Annotated in this window: 15 protein-coding genes; 2 read left to right on the top strand and 13 right to left on the bottom strand. The window is 58.5% G+C overall.

Going from position 1 to position 16,847, the window contains the following annotated elements:
* Window positions 1-52: 52 nt before the first annotated feature.
* The 5 genes from ACWFVE_RS06100 to ACWFVE_RS06080 all read right to left on the bottom strand — a co-directional run bounded on the left by ACWFVE_RS06100 (window position 53) and on the right by ACWFVE_RS06080 (window position 4,860).
* Window positions 53-1,075: a hypothetical protein gene (locus ACWFVE_RS06100; RefSeq protein WP_447528388.1), complete on the bottom strand. Its 1,023-nt coding sequence runs from the start codon at window positions 1,073-1,075 to the stop codon at window positions 53-55.
* A gap of 84 nt (window positions 1,076-1,159) precedes the next feature.
* A complete protein-coding gene (locus ACWFVE_RS06095) occupies window positions 1,160-1,939 on the bottom strand; it encodes a hypothetical protein (RefSeq protein WP_447528387.1) in 780 nt (259 codons plus the stop codon).
* Between the two features lie 357 nt (window positions 1,940-2,296).
* Complete coding sequence (locus ACWFVE_RS06090; RefSeq protein ID WP_447528386.1) at window positions 2,297-2,680, bottom strand: nuclear transport factor 2 family protein; 384 nt, start codon at window positions 2,678-2,680, stop codon at window positions 2,297-2,299.
* A 178-nt stretch (window positions 2,681-2,858) separates the two neighbouring features.
* Window positions 2,859-3,299: a hypothetical protein gene (locus ACWFVE_RS06085; protein ID WP_447528385.1), complete on the bottom strand. Its 441-nt coding sequence runs from the start codon at window positions 3,297-3,299 to the stop codon at window positions 2,859-2,861.
* Window positions 3,300-3,417: 118 nt separating this feature from the next.
* On the bottom strand, window positions 3,418-4,860 hold the full coding sequence (locus ACWFVE_RS06080) for an alkaline phosphatase (RefSeq protein ID WP_447528384.1): 1,443 nt from the start codon (window positions 4,858-4,860) through the stop codon (window positions 3,418-3,420).
* 166 nt (window positions 4,861-5,026) lie between these two features.
* Here ACWFVE_RS06080 and ACWFVE_RS06075 point away from each other — a divergent pair, with 166 nt between their 5' ends.
* A complete protein-coding gene (locus tag ACWFVE_RS06075) occupies window positions 5,027-6,124 on the top strand; it encodes a PA0069 family radical SAM protein (protein WP_447528383.1) in 1,098 nt (365 codons plus the stop codon).
* A 38-nt stretch (window positions 6,125-6,162) separates the two neighbouring features.
* Here the strand turns inward: ACWFVE_RS06075 and ACWFVE_RS06070 are convergent, their stop codons facing one another.
* The 4 genes from ACWFVE_RS06070 to ACWFVE_RS06055 form a co-directional block, all read right to left on the bottom strand.
* Window positions 6,163-7,302, bottom strand: coding sequence for a Na/Pi symporter (locus ACWFVE_RS06070; RefSeq protein ID WP_447528382.1), 1,140 nt, complete (start codon window positions 7,300-7,302; stop codon window positions 6,163-6,165).
* A 423-nt stretch (window positions 7,303-7,725) separates the two neighbouring features.
* On the bottom strand, window positions 7,726-7,962 hold the full coding sequence (locus ACWFVE_RS06065; RefSeq protein ID WP_447528381.1) for a hypothetical protein: 237 nt from the start codon (window positions 7,960-7,962) through the stop codon (window positions 7,726-7,728).
* Window positions 7,963-7,966: 4 nt separating this feature from the next.
* Window positions 7,967-9,148 carry a Na/Pi symporter gene (locus ACWFVE_RS06060; protein ID WP_447528380.1) on the bottom strand — a complete coding sequence of 394 codons (1,182 nt, stop codon included), beginning with the start codon at window positions 9,146-9,148 and terminating at the stop codon, window positions 7,967-7,969.
* Between the two features lie 134 nt (window positions 9,149-9,282).
* Window positions 9,283-10,203, bottom strand: a complete 921-nt coding sequence (locus tag ACWFVE_RS06055) for a bile acid:sodium symporter family protein (RefSeq protein ID WP_447528379.1) — start codon at window positions 10,201-10,203, stop codon at window positions 9,283-9,285.
* A 120-nt stretch (window positions 10,204-10,323) separates the two neighbouring features.
* Between ACWFVE_RS06055 and ACWFVE_RS06050 the strand changes: the two genes are divergently transcribed.
* On the top strand, window positions 10,324-10,623 hold the full coding sequence (locus tag ACWFVE_RS06050) for a helix-turn-helix domain-containing protein (RefSeq protein WP_447528378.1): 300 nt from the start codon (window positions 10,324-10,326) through the stop codon (window positions 10,621-10,623).
* On the opposite strand, the gene ACWFVE_RS06045 is transcribed toward ACWFVE_RS06050, so the two are convergent.
* From ACWFVE_RS06045 to coxB, 4 genes are read right to left on the bottom strand one after another with little or no spacing between them, the layout of a single operon-like run.
* A complete protein-coding gene (locus ACWFVE_RS06045) occupies window positions 10,577-12,853 on the bottom strand; it encodes a heavy metal translocating P-type ATPase (protein ID WP_447528377.1) in 2,277 nt (758 codons plus the stop codon). The two genes, ACWFVE_RS06050 and ACWFVE_RS06045, sit on opposite strands and share 47 nt — an antisense overlap.
* A gap of 22 nt (window positions 12,854-12,875) precedes the next feature.
* Window positions 12,876-13,232, bottom strand: a complete 357-nt coding sequence (locus ACWFVE_RS06040; protein ID WP_447528376.1) for a hypothetical protein — start codon at window positions 13,230-13,232, stop codon at window positions 12,876-12,878.
* Window positions 13,233-13,236: 4 nt separating this feature from the next.
* Window positions 13,237-15,771, bottom strand: a complete 2,535-nt coding sequence (gene ctaD / locus ACWFVE_RS06035; protein ID WP_447528375.1) for a cytochrome c oxidase subunit I — start codon at window positions 15,769-15,771, stop codon at window positions 13,237-13,239.
* Window positions 15,768-16,835, bottom strand: a complete 1,068-nt coding sequence (gene coxB, locus ACWFVE_RS06030) for a cytochrome c oxidase subunit II (RefSeq protein ID WP_447528374.1) — start codon at window positions 16,833-16,835, stop codon at window positions 15,768-15,770. Before coxB ends, ctaD begins: the two co-directional genes overlap by 4 nt.
* Between the last annotated feature and the right edge of the window lie 12 nt (window positions 16,836-16,847).

The following is a 16,847-nucleotide window of genomic DNA, read 5'->3' as shown; positions in this document are numbered from 1 at the left end:
GGATGGAACCTGAAGCGCGGCAGCGCTTTCGGCGGTCAACCGCAGCGACTTGTTATGCCTTTGTATCTAAATACTTTTTTAGTTCCACGGCGAGATCGTTTGCTTCGTCGCGAGTGAGATATGGAACCTTGATGGTTCGCGCCCAGAAGAAGCTTTTGCCAGTTAACTCCGAGACCATCTTAAATGGCATCCCCTTAACTTCACGACCCTTTTCGGGTACAGGGGTAATAAATTCCACGTCTCGATACAGAGTGCCAGGCTCAGGTGCCCGTACGGATCCTTTCTTGACTTTTGCTGCTGCGACCAGACCAGTCCACTTGTGCGAAAAAAATACTATGTCCCCAGGATAAACGTACTCAACAAAACGTTTAGCATCCCCGAACGCAGCTACTCTACTATTCTCGACCATGTACCAAATAGAATCCTCTTCCCAACTACGATTTGTATCGAAGAGCACTCCTTTGACGTCGGCAGGGTTCTTGTGCTTATCGTACGGTAGGGCGAAGAACTCAAAATATTTATCTTCACCGATCTCATAAATCCGGTAGGGTAAAAAGTTGATAGATACGCCTTGGCTTTGCCAGTAATTGACGGCATTAATCAAACTCTCGTCGGCTGCACTGCCTATGATGATCAGATGCTGTTTATTATTGATTTGCCTAGCGTCTAGAGGATGCTCAAGCTCAAACGCTTCTTGGTGGTCAAGAGCAAGATCAGCGTTTCTATCAAGATATTTTTTATATTTCGATTCGATTTCGGCGTAAGTCCATTGGCCTGCATGCTGAGCATATCTAAGGGCTTGATGCACCGCGTCTTCGCCAGCGGCGCCCCGCTTCAGCTCGAAAATAGTTAGTTCGCCATCTTTATTCAGAGCGTATACATCAGCCTCGGCTTGGTATTGTCGTTCTTGAAAAATAGGCATCAAGCTTGCGTCTTCGAAAAGTAACTCGAGAATACTGCTCGCTATTAAATTTTCCAGATTTTTTTCGAGTTGACCAAAGCTAGAGAAATCCTTAAATGGCAATGGCTCAATTCTGTCAAACGTCTCATCGGTTGAACTTAGTTTATACAACAACCCAACTTCTCCTCATAGGGTTAATGCCTAAATTTTAGGCTAGTTTGGAGTGCAGCGGAAAATCAGTCCGCCATTATGCACTGGTTAGGCTGAATCAGCCTCGGAGTCATATTCAATAAAATCGATTTCCTCTTGGTATTGACGATAAACGTCGTAACTGAACTCTAGAAACAGGAGCAGAGTCGCTAAACAGAAGAATACAGCTGAAGAAAAAATATACTCTTTCAAGCTGCTATCAAAAGCCACTAGACTGATAAAAAGCAAAAGGACTAATCCACCTACTAACCCAAAACCCTTCGACAGGGTATCCAAAAAACGCTTTGTTATTATTTGCCTTATCGAGATAACACCTAGCCTTGAGAGCAGCTGATCAATATAACCTGAATACAATATGGAGGTTAAGTAAAACTCACGCCTCTCTGTATTGTTAAGGCCTTCATCCATAGCCTCTATATAGTCATCATATTCTTTGCCATAGTGTATTCTCGGTATATCGATTAGATCTAGCTTCTCCAGCTCAAAAACCATAGCCATGCAGACATTTTTTTCAGGACTATCTTCTAAAGAGCGAAGCCACGAATGAAAAGAATAAAGCCGAGCCTTTAGTTCTGAATACGCTCCCAGCCGTTCTGACTTTGCTGATTGAATCTGGAACAACACGAAGCCGAATGAAACTGAGCAAAAAAGCGCGACAATGGAAGCCAAGCCTGTAATAACCGATACGTAGGTCGAGATTTCTAGCTTTGCAAGGCTCGCTTGGCCAGTGTCACAGAACATCACCCATGACAAAGAAATAGAAGCCACTAGGAGAGAAATCACAAGCTGCCAATGTAAGCGAGACACAAAAGCCAGAATTTTTTTCATCACTTAGCCTAACAGTGGTTATATAGCTGGCTACTCAATCTCAATAAACGTGCCAGCGCGTTCATTAAGATTATGTAGCCGCCTTGATCAAACCTACCCTATTGATTCTACTGAAAGCAAAGAAAATTTCGGCCACATACCTAAATTTCGTGTGCGCGCCGCCAGGCTATAGTTGGTGTACTCAAATGTGGTGGCACTGGGCCATCCGCGCTGTTTTCCATCAAGAGCGTGACATGCGAAGGGAGCCGCACCGAAAGCGGTATCGAATTCGCTTACTTCCGGTATTTTTACCAACGAACATGCGCTGCTCCTTTCTTGAACCGGACACGGCGAAGCCTGAGCTTCGCCGTTGCCTGCTTACAGCATGCGCGGAATTTGCGAGGAGTGGTGGTGCAGAATGGGCGCTTCTTTGGACAGATCGACCACGTAGCTAAAGCGGGCCTCGAAGTTCAAGAGCTCGCCTTCGACCTCGAAGCGCCAGTTGTAAAGGCCGGTCAGCGAGCAGAGTGTCTCGGACATTTCCTGAATGATCAGGGTTTTTTCGTGCAGGGTGATGCTCAAACCCGGGCGGGCGCCGAGACGCTCGAAATAGTCGCGGTGTTTTTCGCTGTTATTGGCGATGCGGTTCGAAAAGGTAGGGATCAGTACGGCGTTGTCATCGTAGAGGGCGAGCAGCGCTTCTACATCGGCGTCGTTGATCGCTTGCATCCACTCATTCAGCACGTCGTGGGGTGTTCTCATCTTAAACCTCTTCAACAGATAGCGGTGACTTGACGCCGCGGGCTCAAACGGCGGTGACCTGACTTGATACGGCAGTTACATCCAATACAGCGAGCCCTTCGCCTTCCAGAGAAAGACGATTCGACGGTCATGTTACCGAAATAGGACCACGCTCGCATGCCAAGTTCACCTGGTGGTTTTAAAAATTCCTGAAGCGGTGGTAGAGCTTTTCGATGAAGTTTACGCCCAGTATCAACACTAGGCTGAGCAGGATAACCGCCAGCGCGCCATAGTCGATGCGCCCTGCAAAGCCCAGAGTGCTCAGCAAACCGCCCAGGTGCTGAACCAGTAAATACACACCGATCAAGAAACTGCCTGCGCGTACCAGGCCCGCCTCGTCCAGCGCCGCACTTGGGGCGCTTTCGTAGCGGTGAAGCCTTTGCCCAATAGCGGGCGCCTTGAACCAGAGCAGCGCCCCGATAAAAAGCGCGGGTAGAACGCCTGTGATGACGATGAGCCGCCACTGATCGAACTCCCCCACGCCAGAAGCGCTCATCGCCGCGGGCCACAGCACCATCACCGGGGTGACGATTAGATAGATTGCCAGCACACGTATCAAGACAACGGAAAAAGCCTGCATGAAACCTCCGTAAAATTCTGATGATACGTTGCTTAACCCTGTTCTAAAAAACGCTTAAACGCAGCCCCCCGGCGATTGCTCGCCGGGGGGCTAACGTCAAGCCAAAGGGCCGCACTGGTTAACGCGCTTCGCTATCCTCGTCGATACCCAGCGCGTTCATCGCTGCGCGGAATACGTCGGTGTTGTCGACCCAGTACTGCGCCGCGTCGTCGACGTCGTAGGTGGCAAGCCCTTCGTCTCGCTCGGCCACGTCCGTGAAGAACTCGGCGCCAGCGCCTTTGGCGTAGAGCGGTACCAGCTCGCGGGTGTGGTTATCCGAGTGCCAACGTACCAGCGGCAGCGCCCCCGCGCCTTGGCTTACGACCGGGCTGTAGGCGTTCTGGTCGGAATCAGGACCTTGTAGCAAACCGTTACCGTGGTCGGTGGTGACGATGATCATGGTCTCGTCGAAGCTGCTATTCGCCTCGACCCACTCGACGGCGGCTTCGACCGCTTCATTGAAATCGACCTGCTCTTCGACCAGGCGCGGCAGGTTATTGGCATGCGCCGCCCAGTCGACGGCGCCGCCTTCGACCATCAGGAAGAAGCCTTCGTCGTTATTCTTGAGCACCTCGAGCGCGCCGCGCGTCATCGTGGGCAGGCTGGGCACGTTGTCGAGCAGGTCACCGGCGGCGACGCCTGGACGGTTGAACTGCAGCGTGGCGTTGTTTTGCGCCACACCCAGCACTTTATCTTTTTCAAGTGTCAGGCCGCCCTGGGCCAGCGATTCGAAATCGTCGCGGGTTTCGATCAACTGATAGTCGGTGTCTCCATCCATCACACGCTGCCAAGTGGCCTGGCCGCCCACGTAGCGAAAGGCGTCCTCTTCGGGGTCGTCGACGCCGTTGCCCGCCTCATCAAAGTAAGGGTGCCCCGCTCCGAATACGACCGTGGCAAGCCCCGAATCGATAATTTCTTCGCCCAACGCGGCGTATTCGTTGCGATTGGCGTTGTGGCCCAAAAACGCGGCGGGTGTGGCGTGGCTTAGCTGTACGGAACTCACCACGCCCAGCGCTCGGCCGCTATCGACGACGTACTCGCCAATATGTTTGAGCGCCTCGTCGTCGTTCGACCAGTTGATGGCGCTATTGTAGGTTTTTTGCCCCGACGCGAGCGCGGTGCCCGCGGCGGCGCTGTCGGTGAAATTCTCACGGGCATAGTTGTAGCCTGCAAAAAAGCCGTCGTAGTCGGCCAGCTTACCTTCAAAGCCCACGCCCTCGACCGCCTCGTCGGACCATAGCTCAGCGGGGTCGAAGCTCACCCTATCGTCATCGCTCAAGGTGGGTTCGGTGGCGGTGGTCAGCGGATACGTGGCCGCGAAGAGCTGCGTATCGAAACCGTCATACACTTCGTGGCCTAGTGCACCGTGACGGTAGTAGCTGGCCGCGCGGAATGTTTCGATCCCCGCGCCGTCGGTAATCATCAAAATGACGTTTTTGGCTGTGTCTTGCTGGGCAAAGCCCGGCGTGGCGAACAGGGCACCGATGGCGACGGTAAGCGCACCGCGTTTGAACGTTTGCATATAACTCTCCGAGTGGCTGTGGCCTTGCTAGTGAACTTAAAAGCCATTAATGACAGTTTGGTGAATATAGGCCACTACTTTTATAAAATGACGCGGTTAAAGGTGGCACTTGCGCTGTAGAGGCATCGTTATATACTGTATTTATATACACTATAAGGATGTAGCAATGGCGCAACCTCTCACGCCGCAAGGCAAGGCGCCTTTTAAAGGCCGAGGCGCCACCTTCGACCCGCACAACCGCTTCGCGCCCTCGAAAAGCGAATACGAGTCCGATGGCTGGTGGCAGGAAGAGGCTCCGACCTCGCTTGCCACCGAAATACGCGAAGAGCCGAGTAAAAGCGCGCTTGCCTGGAACAGCTCGCCGGATCTCTCCTTTGATCGCTCCTTGAACCCGTACCGCGGCTGCGAGCATGGCTGTATCTACTGCTTTGCCCGCCCTTCTCACGCCTATTGGGATATGTCGCCGGGGCTCGATTTCGAGACGAAACTGATTGCCCGGACCGGGTTGATCGAGCATTTGAAAGAAGAGCTGAGCCAACCGGGCTATACCTGCCGCCCTATCAACCTGTCGGGCAATACCGACTGCTACCAGCCCATCGAGGCGAAACACCAAACCACCCGGCGCCTTTTAGAGTTTTTATACCAATGCCGCCATCCGGTCACGCTGGTGACCAAAGGCACACTCGTTCTGCGCGATATCGAGCTTTTGGCAAAAATGGCCGAGCACCGCCTGGTGCGCGTGCTGGTCAGCCTGACCAGCCTGGATGCGAATTTGAAGCGCACGCTGGAGCCACGGGCGGCTTCGCCCCAGGCGCGGCTGAAGGTGATCCGCGAGCTCAACACCGCGGGTATCCCGGTGGGTGTGCTGGTCTCGCCGGTGATTCCCGGGCTTACCGATCACGAGATCGAGCGGTTAATCGAGGCCGCGAGCCGCTCTGGCGCGCGCACGGCAAACTGGATGCTGTTGCGCTTGCCCCGTGAGGTCGCGCCGCTGTTCGAAGAGTGGCTGACCACCCACTACCCCGAGCGCGCCGACAAGGTGATGAGCCTGATTCGCCAGTGCCGTGGCGGCAAAACCAACGAGGCAGCGTTTGGAAAGCGTTTTCGCGGCGAAGGGGTGTTCGTCGATATAATCGACCAGCGCTTCAAGCGCTCCAGCCGCCAGTGGGGTATGCAGCCCCGGGCCGAGCAGGGCCTCAATACCCGGGATTTCAGAGCGCCCCACGCTCAGGGCGATCTATTCGACTTGGCCGGTCCCGGCTAACGTTGGCGCGTTCGCAGCTCATTGAGCTATTCAGGGCGTTATCCGGCTATGACGGTAATGGCAATCAACAAGGCGGGCAGCGCGATAAACACGCCCAGCATCCACATACCAGCGACCTCTTTGCGCTCGACGCTGGCCCGGCCCAGCCACTGGGCACCTTTGACCGGCAGCAGGCGTAAAAACGGTATTCCCCCGATAATCAGCACTGCAAACACGTTGAACAGCAGGTGCACCAGCGCGATTTCCAACGCCAGCAGCGCCGTGGAGCCACTGATGGCCGTCGCTGCGAGCAGCGCGGTCATGGTGGTCCCCAGGTTACTGCCAATCGTGAAGGGATAGATTTGGCGTAGGGTAAACGCACCGGAGCCGGCCATGGGCACCGTCAGGCTGGTGGTCGTCGACGAAGACTGCACCAGTATCGTCACCAGCGCGCCCGACATAACGCCAGTGATCGAGCCGCGCCCGATGGCGCTGAGCATGATCTGCCGGGCGCGCCCTACCATCAGCCTTGATAAAAGCTTGCCGATGTAGCGAATGGTAAGAAAGATCATCGCGACCCCCACGAAGATCAGGGCAGCGCCGAACGCCACCTCCGGAAGACGCGAAAGCGCATTCGCCACAAAATCCGCGACCGGATCGGTCGCCTGACCGACGAAATTGACGCGATCGAGGGAAAGGTCTGCATCGCCGTAAAAGAGCACCGCCACGCGTTCGGCCAAGCGCTCCAGCGGGCTGAATAGAATCTCGATGGGTAGCAGGATGGCGACCGCTAACAGGTTGAAAAAGTCGTGCATCGTCGCGGCGGCAAAGGCGCGGCGAAACGCGTTATCGTCTTTCACATGGCCAAGGCTTACCAGGGTGCTGGTCAAGGTGGTGCCCACATTGGCGCCCATGATCATGGGCACCGCCAGGGCCACGGGCAGCCCGCCGGCGACCATACCGACAATCACCGAGGTGACCGTGGAGGATGATTGAATCAGCGCGGTTGTGATGATGCCGATCATCAGCCCCACGAAGGGATTGGTGGCAAAGGCGAAGAGCTGTTCGGCTTGATCGCCCAGGCTCCGCTGGAAACCCTCGCCGACGATGGATACCGCACAAATCAGAAAGTAGACGAGCAGCGCAAGCGCCAGCCATTGCCCCAGCTGGCCGCGTCGTATTTTTTGTTGATGGTACATGACGTTACTCTCTGCCCGGCGCCTGGCCGTCTCTACCATGGCGGTACGCTCCAGCGGCTTATACGCATCAAAGCGCTAGGCTCTGTCTGAAAAGTGCCTGCGCTCGACAATACGGCGTTAAAAATTGGCTCGCGCGCGAGTCCGATCAAAATACTCATTTACACATGTAAACTCCGTTTTTTCGCCAATTTTTGCCTTGTCTTGTCTTCGCTCGTCGACTTTTCAGACAGACCCTAAACGCTTTAGCCTGCACCATCAACGTGACATCCTGGTGACAAGGACGCCGTGTCGTCTTTGCCAGTTTGTCTGCCGCTACATCATCGAAAACCGGGGGCGATCACCCGCGCCTTGGGTCGCCACCCCCGACAAGGTGATCATCTCGGTGATGGCGAAACTTCAGAAGGGCCTTGCATGCGCTGAATATCAGCGCTCGCCGCGGCGTTCGCGTAGCTCGCTGAGCACCAGTGCGAAAAAGCCGCGAATTTCCTGGAGCCTGGGCCGGGCCTCGTGAATGAGCGTATCCACCGACTCGATCTCGCGGTGCTGGTCCTCGCGGGCGGCGAGTTCGTTTCTGATCTCCTCTATCAGCTCGGCGGAGTCGTTCAACATGGCCTTGAGCTCGGCGGTTGATGTGCTTTCGAGGCGTTGTTCAAAACTCATGGCGTTATCCTAACATCGTCGTAATGGCAATAAGCGCTGCGGGCAGCGCAACGAAAGCACCCAGCACCCAGGCGGCCGCCAATGTTTTACGCTCGGCGGCCAGGTCGCCGAGCCGCCGGGCCCCCTTGACGGGCAGCAGGCGTAAAAACGGCAGGCCGCCAATGATGAGGATGGCAAAGAGGTTAAAGAAGAGGTGAACCAGGGCGATTTCCAACGCGAGCATGGCGTGCTCGCCACTCACGGCGGTTGCAGCCAGCAGAGCCGTAAAGGTGGTACCGACGTTCCCGCCCAGAGTGAAGGGGTAGATCTGCCTTAACGTAAAGGTGCCTGAGCCCGCCAGCGGGACCATCAAGCTGGTCGTGGTCGACGAGGACTGTACCAGAATGGTCACCAGCGTGCCGGAGATGACGCCGGTCACCGGGCCACGACCGATGGCGTTATTCATGATGCGCTTAGCGCGCCCCACCATCAGTTTCTTGAGCAGTTTGCCAATGTAGCGAATGGATAAAAAGATGGCCGTAATGCCGATCGCGATCATGACGATGCCGCCGAGTATGGTAGGCAGCCCTGAGACCAGGCTCTCTACCGAGCCCGTGACGGGGTCGGTGGCAAAACCCAGCAGGTCCGCGTTCTCGATCGACAAATCCGCATCGCCGTAGAAAAGCTCGGCTACTTGCAGCGCCAAACGCTCCAGCGGGCTAAAGAGTATTTCCAGCGGCAGTAGAATCGCCACCGCCAGAAAGTTGAAAAAGTCGTGCACCGTGGCGGCCGCGAAAGCGCGGCGAAACTCGTCTTTATTGCGCACGTGCCCCAGGCTCACCAGGGTGTTGGTCATGGTAGTGCCGATATTGGCGCCCATGACCATCGGCACGGCGATCGCCACCGGCAAGCCCCCGGCCACCATGGCCACGATAATGGAGGTTACCGTCGAAGAAGACTGAATTAGCGAGGTGGCCACGATACCGACCATGAGCCCCACCAAGGGGTTGGTGGCGAACTCGAAAAGCTGCTCGGCTCGTCCACCGGTGGCGGTGCTGAAACCGTCGCCGATCACCGAAACCGCACAAATCAGGCAATAAATCAGCAAAAGCAGCGTTAGCCAATTCGTGGCTCGCCCACCTCGCGCACTGCTTTCTTCATCGTCGCGCGTAGTATGATCGGCTACGCTTGTCGTCGCTTCGGTCATCGTCTTACCCTCAGTAGGAAGTAAAGCGTGCTCGCTCTCTGACTAAGCTTTACCCAGCATGACCGACAACCAATGACAATAAAGTGACCAGCGTCCTTCTAAGTTGATTATTTCCCCGTCGTTTAAAGAGGTTTTCAGCCCCGCGCCAGCATTTTGGCCGCGATAGGGGAGGTAATCATCTGAATCACCGCAAAGAAGGCAGCGGGAATCGCGACTTCCGAGGGCAAACCGGAGGCGGCCACGAACGCCGCGGCAATGCTGAACTCCTTCTTGCTGACGGTGAACAGGTAAGTGATGATCTCCTTGCGGTCACGCGTGACCAGCCGCGACGCCATGCCGATCAGGTAGCCCGAAAGGTTCAGACAAAGCGCCGCGCCCGCGATCACGAAAGCATACGCGCCGTAGCCGATGATGGTCTCGGCGTTGGGCCCGACCACGGCCAGCAGTATCAACAGGTAGACGCTAGAGCCAAGGCCTGCATAGGTGGCGTCAAAACGCGCTAAAAAGCCCGTGAACATCGTGCGCAAGGTGACCCCCAACACCGTGGGCAGCAAAACGATCAACACCAGCTCAACAATGATCGCCCCTAAAGGAACCTCCAACTGAATGCCCGTTAGCCACAAAAACAAAACGGGCACAATGAACGGCGAAAGCGCGGTATTAATGGCGTTGAACACGGCCGCCAGCGCCACGTTACCCCGCGCCATGAGCACCAATAACGGCGATGACACATCCGTTGGCAAGGTGCCCAGCAGCATCTGCCCCGCCGCCAGGGGGCCGCTTCCGAAAAAGAGCCGCCCAGTCAGCCATCCGACAAGCGACATCGGCCCATAGACGAGCCCTAGCGCCAACAACGGCCGCGAGGGTTTGCGCATCACCTTTCGCACGTCGTGGGCATCGAAGGTCAGGCTGATGATGAACATCAAAAGCGCCAGCAAGACCCCGATAGCGGGTTCGAGTAAAAGCCCGGTTTCGGGCACCATCAGCCCCAGGGCGGCGGCGACCACGACCAACCAAAGAAGCTGATCCTCAACGAAAGATATAATACGGGTCATGCTGTTACGTTCGCTCCCTTGATAGGCTAGCCATGCTCATGGGCTGTATATTCATGCGCTTTATAGGCATGCTCTGTATATTCACGTTATCTTTTCAGCGACTTCCACTGGCAGACCTTCATGACCGACACGCCCAGCAAGACCCAGCTCAGTTTTTATCGCCGCCTGTATACCGCCCACCTGATCAGCGAAGGCGCGAGCAGCGTGCCCGAACTGATCAGCGCCACCGGCATGCCGCGGCGTACCGCCCAGGACACCATCGCATCCCTGGGCGAGCTGGATATTCGCTGCGTGTTTCACAACCTCGAAGGCGAGCGCCACAATATCGGCCGTTACGTGATCGAGACGTGGGGCCCTATCGATGCGCGCTGGGTCAAGGCGAATGCCGAGCGGCTGGGCCAAGTGCTGGGTTACCTGTAGCACCTGGCGACGGCGATTCTCCGGGCTCGGCCCAGGCCAGACGAGCAGCATTGAGGGTTACGCTTAAAGAGCTTGCCGCCATGGCGAGCACCGCCGCCAACGGCGGTATCGCCATGATCACCACCAGCCCCAGCGCCAGGGTGTTATAAAGCGCCGAGAACGCCAGGTTTTGAAGCATCACCCGGCGAGTGCGTTTGGCAATGGCGAGCAGGCGCACCACCCCGCCGATGCCCGGCGTTAAAAGTTGGGCCGCTGCGCCCTCGCGGGCGGCCTCGCTTGCCTGCATGGGCGCGACCCCTACTCCGGCGGCGGCCAAGCTGAGCGTATCGTTGACGCCGTCGCCTACGTAAAGAACCGGTGAGGCGAGCCCGGCCAATAGCTGGGCTTTCGCCTCCGGCGAGCGCTGGGCGTAGCAAGCGTTCGGGGCGAAGCCGACCTCCTTGCCCAGCCAGCCCACCGCCCCCTGGCGGTCGCCGCTGATCAGCGCAGTCAGATATCCCAGACGATGCAACTCCTCCAGGCTTTCTTTTGCATCTTCGACCGCCGGGTCGGCCAGGTAAAAAGTGGCCAACCAGCCCGAGCGGTCGGCCAGTACGACCTGGGAGGCGAAGGCGTAATCGGGGTGGGCGGCGCTGTCCGCCAGCGCCACGCCTTGTTCGCCAAGCCAGGCGGCGCTGCCCATCCGCCAGTGCTCGCCGCTTTCGAACTCGACGGTGCGCCCGGCGCCGGCGGACTCTTCTACACGGGCAATCGCGCTGGTGCCTTGCTCGGTATCCTGACGTTCGAACCCACTTGCCCAGCGTAAAAGCCCAAGGCTTAACGGGTGCTCGCTTTGGCGCGCGCTCGCGGTCAGCTTTGAGTAAAAATCCTGGGGGAAGGAGACTTCGCGAAGCGCGAAATGTACCACGCGATGCTTATTGGCCGTGAGCGTGCCGGTTTTATCGAAAGCGACAGCGCGCACCTGGGCGAGCACCTCGAAGGCGGCGGGGTCTCTTATCGCGACCCCGCTTTGCATGGCCTGGCCGCTGCCGGCAAGCGTTGCCAGCGGTACGGCAAGCCCCACCGCACAGGGGCAGGCGACGACCAGCACCGAAAGCGCGCGAACCACCGCCTCTTCCCAACCGGCGCCCAGAATAGCCGCCGCTGGCAGGGTCATCAGCGCAAGCAGCAGCGCCGCCGGGCTCAGCCAAGCGGCGAAACGGTCGGCGAGCTTATGAAGCTCGCCCTTTTGGGTTTGTAAAAGCCGCATTTGCTCGCACAAACGATCCACGCGCCGCTCACCGGCGGCGGCGGTGACGCAAAGCGCTATAGTGTGATCTTTAGCGCCACCTTCCAGGTAGCGGTAGCCCGCGTACACGTGCTGACCGCTGTAAAAGTAGCGCGGCACGCTTTCCCCGGAGAGCGTGGCGGTATCGAACCAGCCAGGCGCCTTTAAAGTGGCGTCCAACAGCAAGGTGTCGCCGCGCGCTAAAAGCAGGGTGTCGCCGGGGCGCGCCTCGTTGAGCGCGAAGGTTTGGGGGCCGCCGTCCCGGTCAAGGGTCACGCCGCCTTCGGGAAGCGCCAGAGCGTCGAAGGCCTTCAGCCCGCGCTGGCGGCAAAGGGTTTCGGCAAGGCGCCCCACCAGCAAAAGCGCGATCAGCATGACGGCGGTATCGAAGTACACCTCGATCGAGCCGCGCCAAAGAAGCCAGCCCGACACGGCCACCGCGCCCAGCACGCCCAGGCTTACCAGTACGTCCATGCCCGGGCGCCTTGCAAGCAGCGTACGAAAGCCCGCGCGGTAGAAAGGGATTCCCGAATAAAACACCACGGGCAGCGCAAAGGCGCCGGAGACCCAGGCCATGACGGTTTCGACCCGCCCCACCGGCACCGCCCCTGCGTAGATCAGGATAGAGGCGAGCATCGTCCACATACCAAATACCGCCGCCACCATCAGGCGAAGGCTTAGGTAGCGGCTCTCTTTTTCGAGGCGCTCGGCGGCGTCCTGCACCGCCTCGAGTTCGCTTAGCCGATAGCCGATGCGCGCGACTTTCGGGGCCAGTGTCGAGAGCGCCGCGGCGCCCTCCTCGCCTTTTACCCACACCGTGGCTGTTGGGTAGTGAACGCTGGCCGCCGAGATACCGGTAGCGCGCTTTAGCACCCCCTCGACGGCCAGCGCACAGCTGGTGCACCACATGCCGTGAAGGCTATAAAGCGCGGTGGTTTCAGCGCCGGGTAGGTCGCGGCTCATGGTGTCGATGGCCCAGCAAGGCTTACAAACAGGGCGGCACGCCAATGATCGGCATGCCGGCAAAGATCACCCCGAACGCGGAAAACAGATAAAGCCCGGCGGAGACCAGGGCGTGAAACCGCGGCCGCCCGGTGTGCTCTTTGCCCACCTGCCAGCCCGCCCAGGTCAGCCATAGCAGGGCAAGTGTGGTCAGCACGCTGAAAAGCCCCAGCCCCAGGTTGAGCCCGGTCATCGCCCCCTGGTCCGGCGCCGGCGGCGCCACGGCGCAGGCAACCGAAAGGCCGCCATACACCGCGACGAACCAGATACTCCAGAGCGTCAAGCCAACCACCAGATGGGCGGGATGGGTCAGGTGAAGTCGTCGAAAAGCGGTTTGCATTCAATTAGCCTCCAATGACCCGGGGCAGCACGCCAAGCGCGCCGACCAGTACCCAGAACGTCACCACATTGTAGCGCCAAAGCTGCACCACCACCGCGGGCTCGAAGGGCGCATGACGGCCCACGTAGCCATAGTGGACGCGAAGCCCCTGCATGGCGGACAAGATCATCGCCAGGCCACCGTGGAACAGCGCGTAAACGAGCCCGACCAGCATTATCGCATCGTGGCTCGTTTCGGTCGGGGCAAGCCCGGCGGTGAACAGGGACCATATGATCAGCCCTACCTGAACCGCGCCCAGCAGCGCGCTGAGATAAAAACCGCTCATCAAGCCTTTATCGCGCTGGCGGCGAAGCCCGCGAACCAGCTTCTCCATCACACCGGCCCCCAAAGTGAGCGCCAGCCCGGCGACCACCAGTACTACCAGCGAAAGCGGCGAAACCTCCGGCATGCGCCACTCCGGCGAGACGGTCCACAGATAGAACCAGCCAAACAGGTAAGAGAGGAAAAACGAGCCATTGGCGATCGAAAACGTTGCCATGGCCCAAACGCCCGGGCCGCTCATGGTGCGCGAGTGAAGCGGCGGATCGCCTTTGTTGACCTCGGCGTCCGGGGCGGCCTTGGGATGGGCACCGTTCTCCCAGGCCCAGCGCAGCAAAAACACGCTGGCAACGACCACGAACACCGCGGCGAGCGCGTAGACCCGCGTTAGCAGACTGATACACACGACGGCCAGCGCCGATGCGGCGAGAAACGGCCACCAGGAGTTACCGGGCAGGTGAACGATTTCGCGCACCTTGCCGGTAATCGAATCGCTGCCCCACATTTCGCGGCGCCCGTGGGAGGCGATCGCCAGGCCGTGTTTGCCTTCCGCCATGGTCTGCGGCAGGTTCGGGTTGTCCCAAAGCGGGTGGCGCGTTTCGATGTTGGGCAGACTGACGAAGTTATAGGCGCTGGGTGGCAGGCTGTTGGCCCACTCCAGCGTATCGGCGCCCCAGGGATTGTGCTTGGCGGGTTTGCCGAAACGAAAGTGCAGCGCGATATCGATCAGCACCATGGCGATACCCGCCGACATCACGAAGCTTGCCACGGAAGAAAGCAGGTTGAAGATCTCCCAGCCATTACCCCCTTCGTAGGTATAGATACGCCGCGGCATACCCAAAAGCCCGGTCCAGTGCATGATGAGGAAGGTGCCGTTGAAGCCTAAAAACGTCAGCCAGAAGCCCCAGCGGCCGATGGTTTCCGAGGGCATGCGCCCGGAGAAAAGCGGCAACCAGTAGTAGAACCCGGCCATCAGCGGGAATAGCATGCCGCCGACCAGTACGTAGTGCATGTGCGCGACCACGAAGTGGGTATCGTGCACCTGCCAGTTGAACGGCACCAGCGCGAGCATCACCCCGGTCAAACCACCGCAGACGAAAATGATCAAAAAGCCCAGCACCCAGAGCATGGGCAGCTTGAATTTGGGTTTGCCAAGCCACAGCGTGGCCAACCAGACGAATACCTGAATCGCGGTGGGCACCGCCACCAGCATACTCGCCGCCGAGAAAAACGCCTGGGCGAGCTGTGGTATTCCCACCGTGAACATGTGGTGAACCCAAAGGCCAAAACTAATGAAGCCGGTGACGATGATCGCGAACACCACCCAGCCGTAGCCAACGATCGGCCGGCCGGCGAAGACCGGAATCAGCGTCGAAATAATACCGGCCGCCGGCAGGAAAATGATGTACACCTCCGGATGGCCGAAAAGCCAGAAAAGGTGCTGCCATAAAAGCGGGTCGCCGCCGCCGGCCACTTCGAAAAACGGCATACCCACGGCGCGTTCGAGCTCGAGCAGGATACTGCCCAGAATCAGCGGCGGAAAACCGACCACGATCATTAGCGCCATGGCCAGAATGTACCAGGCAAACAAAGGCATCTTGTGAAGCGCCATGCCTTGGGTACGGGTGCGCAGAATCGAAACGACAATTTCGACACCGGCCGAAAGCGCCGAGATTTCGACGAACGTAATGCCCAGAAGCCAGAAATCCGACCCCAGCCCCGGGGAGTACTCGCTGCTCGAAAGCGGCGTGTACATGAACCAGCCAGCGTCGGGGGCCATTTCGATCACCAGGCTCGAGGCCAGGATGATGCCGCCGAACAGATAGCAAAAATAGCCCAGCGAGGTCAGCCGCGGGCATACCAGGTCGCGGGCACCGATCATCTTGGGGATCATGTAGATCGCCAGGCCCTCGAGCACGGGAATCGCGAACAGGAACATCATCACCGTGCCGTGCATGGTGGTGACCTGGCTGTAGATATCCGGCGTCATGAAGTTCTGGTCGGGCGTGGCGAGCTGCGTGCGTATCAGCATCGATAAAATGCCGCCGAGCAGGAAAAACGCCATGCCCGTGATCATGAAACGCAGACCCAGGGTGGTGTGGTTGACGATGGTGAGCGCCTTGATGCCCCGAGGATTACCCCAAATCTCGTGCAGGTCCTCGTGCAGCGAGCGAGGGTCTTGCGGGTCCTGAGGCGTCGCTTGACGATTAATCGTTGTCATGGGGTTAAAGTCTCCAGCCAGGCACCCAGGTCTTCGAGCGTGTCGTTATCCAGATCGTCGTGTCGCGGCATCTTGTTTCCAGGCTTTAACGTTTGGTGATTTCTCAGCCATTGATAGACCGCGCCCTCTTCCATCGCCATGGCGCCGGCGCCGAGCATTGCTCGCCCGCCCAGGTCAGAAAGGTTGGGCCCGATATTGCTCACGCTCATGCCCGCCACCTGGTGGCAGCTCGAGCAGAAAGTAGTGAAGTTTTCCCGGGCCTCGGCGAAAGCGGCGTCACTGACAGCAAGCTCGGCCAGTGCTTCTTCCTGGCGCGCCGCAAGCCAGGCCTCGTACTCGTCCCGGGGCAGCGCTTCGACGTGAAGATGCATATGAGCATGGCCCACACCGCAAAGCTCGGCGCACTGCGCGCCGAACACGCCCGGCTCGTCGGCCTCCAGACGGATACGGTTGACCCGGCCCGGGAGCATATCGATCTTGCCGCCAAGTCTGGGAATCCAGAAGCCGTGGATGACATCCGCGGCGGTCACGTGAAAATCCACCGGCTCGCCGGCGGGCATGACGAGTTGGTTGGAGGTAACGACCTCGCCGCCTTCGGCGCCTGGGTAGCGCACTTCCCACCACCACTGGTGCCCCACTACTTCGATGACTTCCGGCGGCTCGTCCAGCGGCAGCGGCAAAAGCCGCTTGCCGGTCGGTACGCCAAACATCAAAAGCGCGATGACCGTCACCACCGGCAGGATGATGCCACCGCCGATGATCCAGCGTCGGCCGATACGCCGCTCCTGGGCCGGGGTGCGGGTCACGTCCCGCGCGGTGAAGGTGTAGAGCCAAAGTGCGGTCACGGCCACCAGCACGACGGTAGCGAACCCGAGCATGACCCACCAGATCAAAAGAATATCCCGCGCCGCCGGGCCCGCAGGATTCAAAATAGAGTGATCCCCGGCGCAGCCCGTCAATAATGATAGCGCTACCAACGCTAGCGTTAACGGGGCCAGGTTGACCCACCGCCGCGATACGCGTTGAATACGTCCTTGGGGCGTCGCGCCGTTACGTTCCCTCATATACTCATTCCC

This window comes from Vreelandella mediterranea, from assembly GCF_970647075.1.
This window is presented reverse-complemented; position numbering and strand designations above follow the sequence as displayed.

What these genes read in the sequence shown, in the direction of transcription:
- ACWFVE_RS06095 (WP_447528387.1), bottom strand. Translation starts at nt 1,939, where the DNA reads ATGAAAAAAATTCTGGCTTTTGTGTCTCGCTTACATTGGCAGCTTGTG.
- ACWFVE_RS06090 (WP_447528386.1), bottom strand. Translation starts at nt 2,680, where the DNA reads ATGAGAACACCCCACGACGTGCTGAATGAGTGGATGCAAGCGATCAAC.
- ACWFVE_RS06085 (WP_447528385.1), bottom strand. Translation starts at nt 3,299, where the DNA reads ATGCAGGCTTTTTCCGTTGTCTTGATACGTGTGCTGGCAATCTATCTA.
- ACWFVE_RS06080 (WP_447528384.1), bottom strand. Translation starts at nt 4,860, where the DNA reads ATGCAAACGTTCAAACGCGGTGCGCTTACCGTCGCCATCGGTGCCCTG.
- ACWFVE_RS06075 (WP_447528383.1), top strand. Translation starts at nt 5,027, where the DNA reads ATGGCGCAACCTCTCACGCCGCAAGGCAAGGCGCCTTTTAAAGGCCGA.
- ACWFVE_RS06070 (WP_447528382.1), bottom strand. Translation starts at nt 7,302, where the DNA reads ATGTACCATCAACAAAAAATACGACGCGGCCAGCTGGGGCAATGGCTG.
- ACWFVE_RS06065 (WP_447528381.1), bottom strand. Translation starts at nt 7,962, where the DNA reads ATGAGTTTTGAACAACGCCTCGAAAGCACATCAACCGCCGAGCTCAAG.
- ACWFVE_RS06060 (WP_447528380.1), bottom strand. Translation starts at nt 9,148, where the DNA reads ATGACCGAAGCGACGACAAGCGTAGCCGATCATACTACGCGCGACGAT.
- ACWFVE_RS06055 (WP_447528379.1), bottom strand. Translation starts at nt 10,203, where the DNA reads ATGACCCGTATTATATCTTTCGTTGAGGATCAGCTTCTTTGGTTGGTC.
- ACWFVE_RS06050 (WP_447528378.1), top strand. Translation starts at nt 10,324, where the DNA reads ATGACCGACACGCCCAGCAAGACCCAGCTCAGTTTTTATCGCCGCCTG.
- ACWFVE_RS06045 (WP_447528377.1), bottom strand. Translation starts at nt 12,853, where the DNA reads ATGAGCCGCGACCTACCCGGCGCTGAAACCACCGCGCTTTATAGCCTT.
- ACWFVE_RS06040 (WP_447528376.1), bottom strand. Translation starts at nt 13,232, where the DNA reads ATGCAAACCGCTTTTCGACGACTTCACCTGACCCATCCCGCCCATCTG.
- ctaD (WP_447528375.1), bottom strand. Translation starts at nt 15,771, where the DNA reads ATGACAACGATTAATCGTCAAGCGACGCCTCAGGACCCGCAAGACCCT.
- coxB (WP_447528374.1), bottom strand. Translation starts at nt 16,835, where the DNA reads ATGAGGGAACGTAACGGCGCGACGCCCCAAGGACGTATTCAACGCGTA.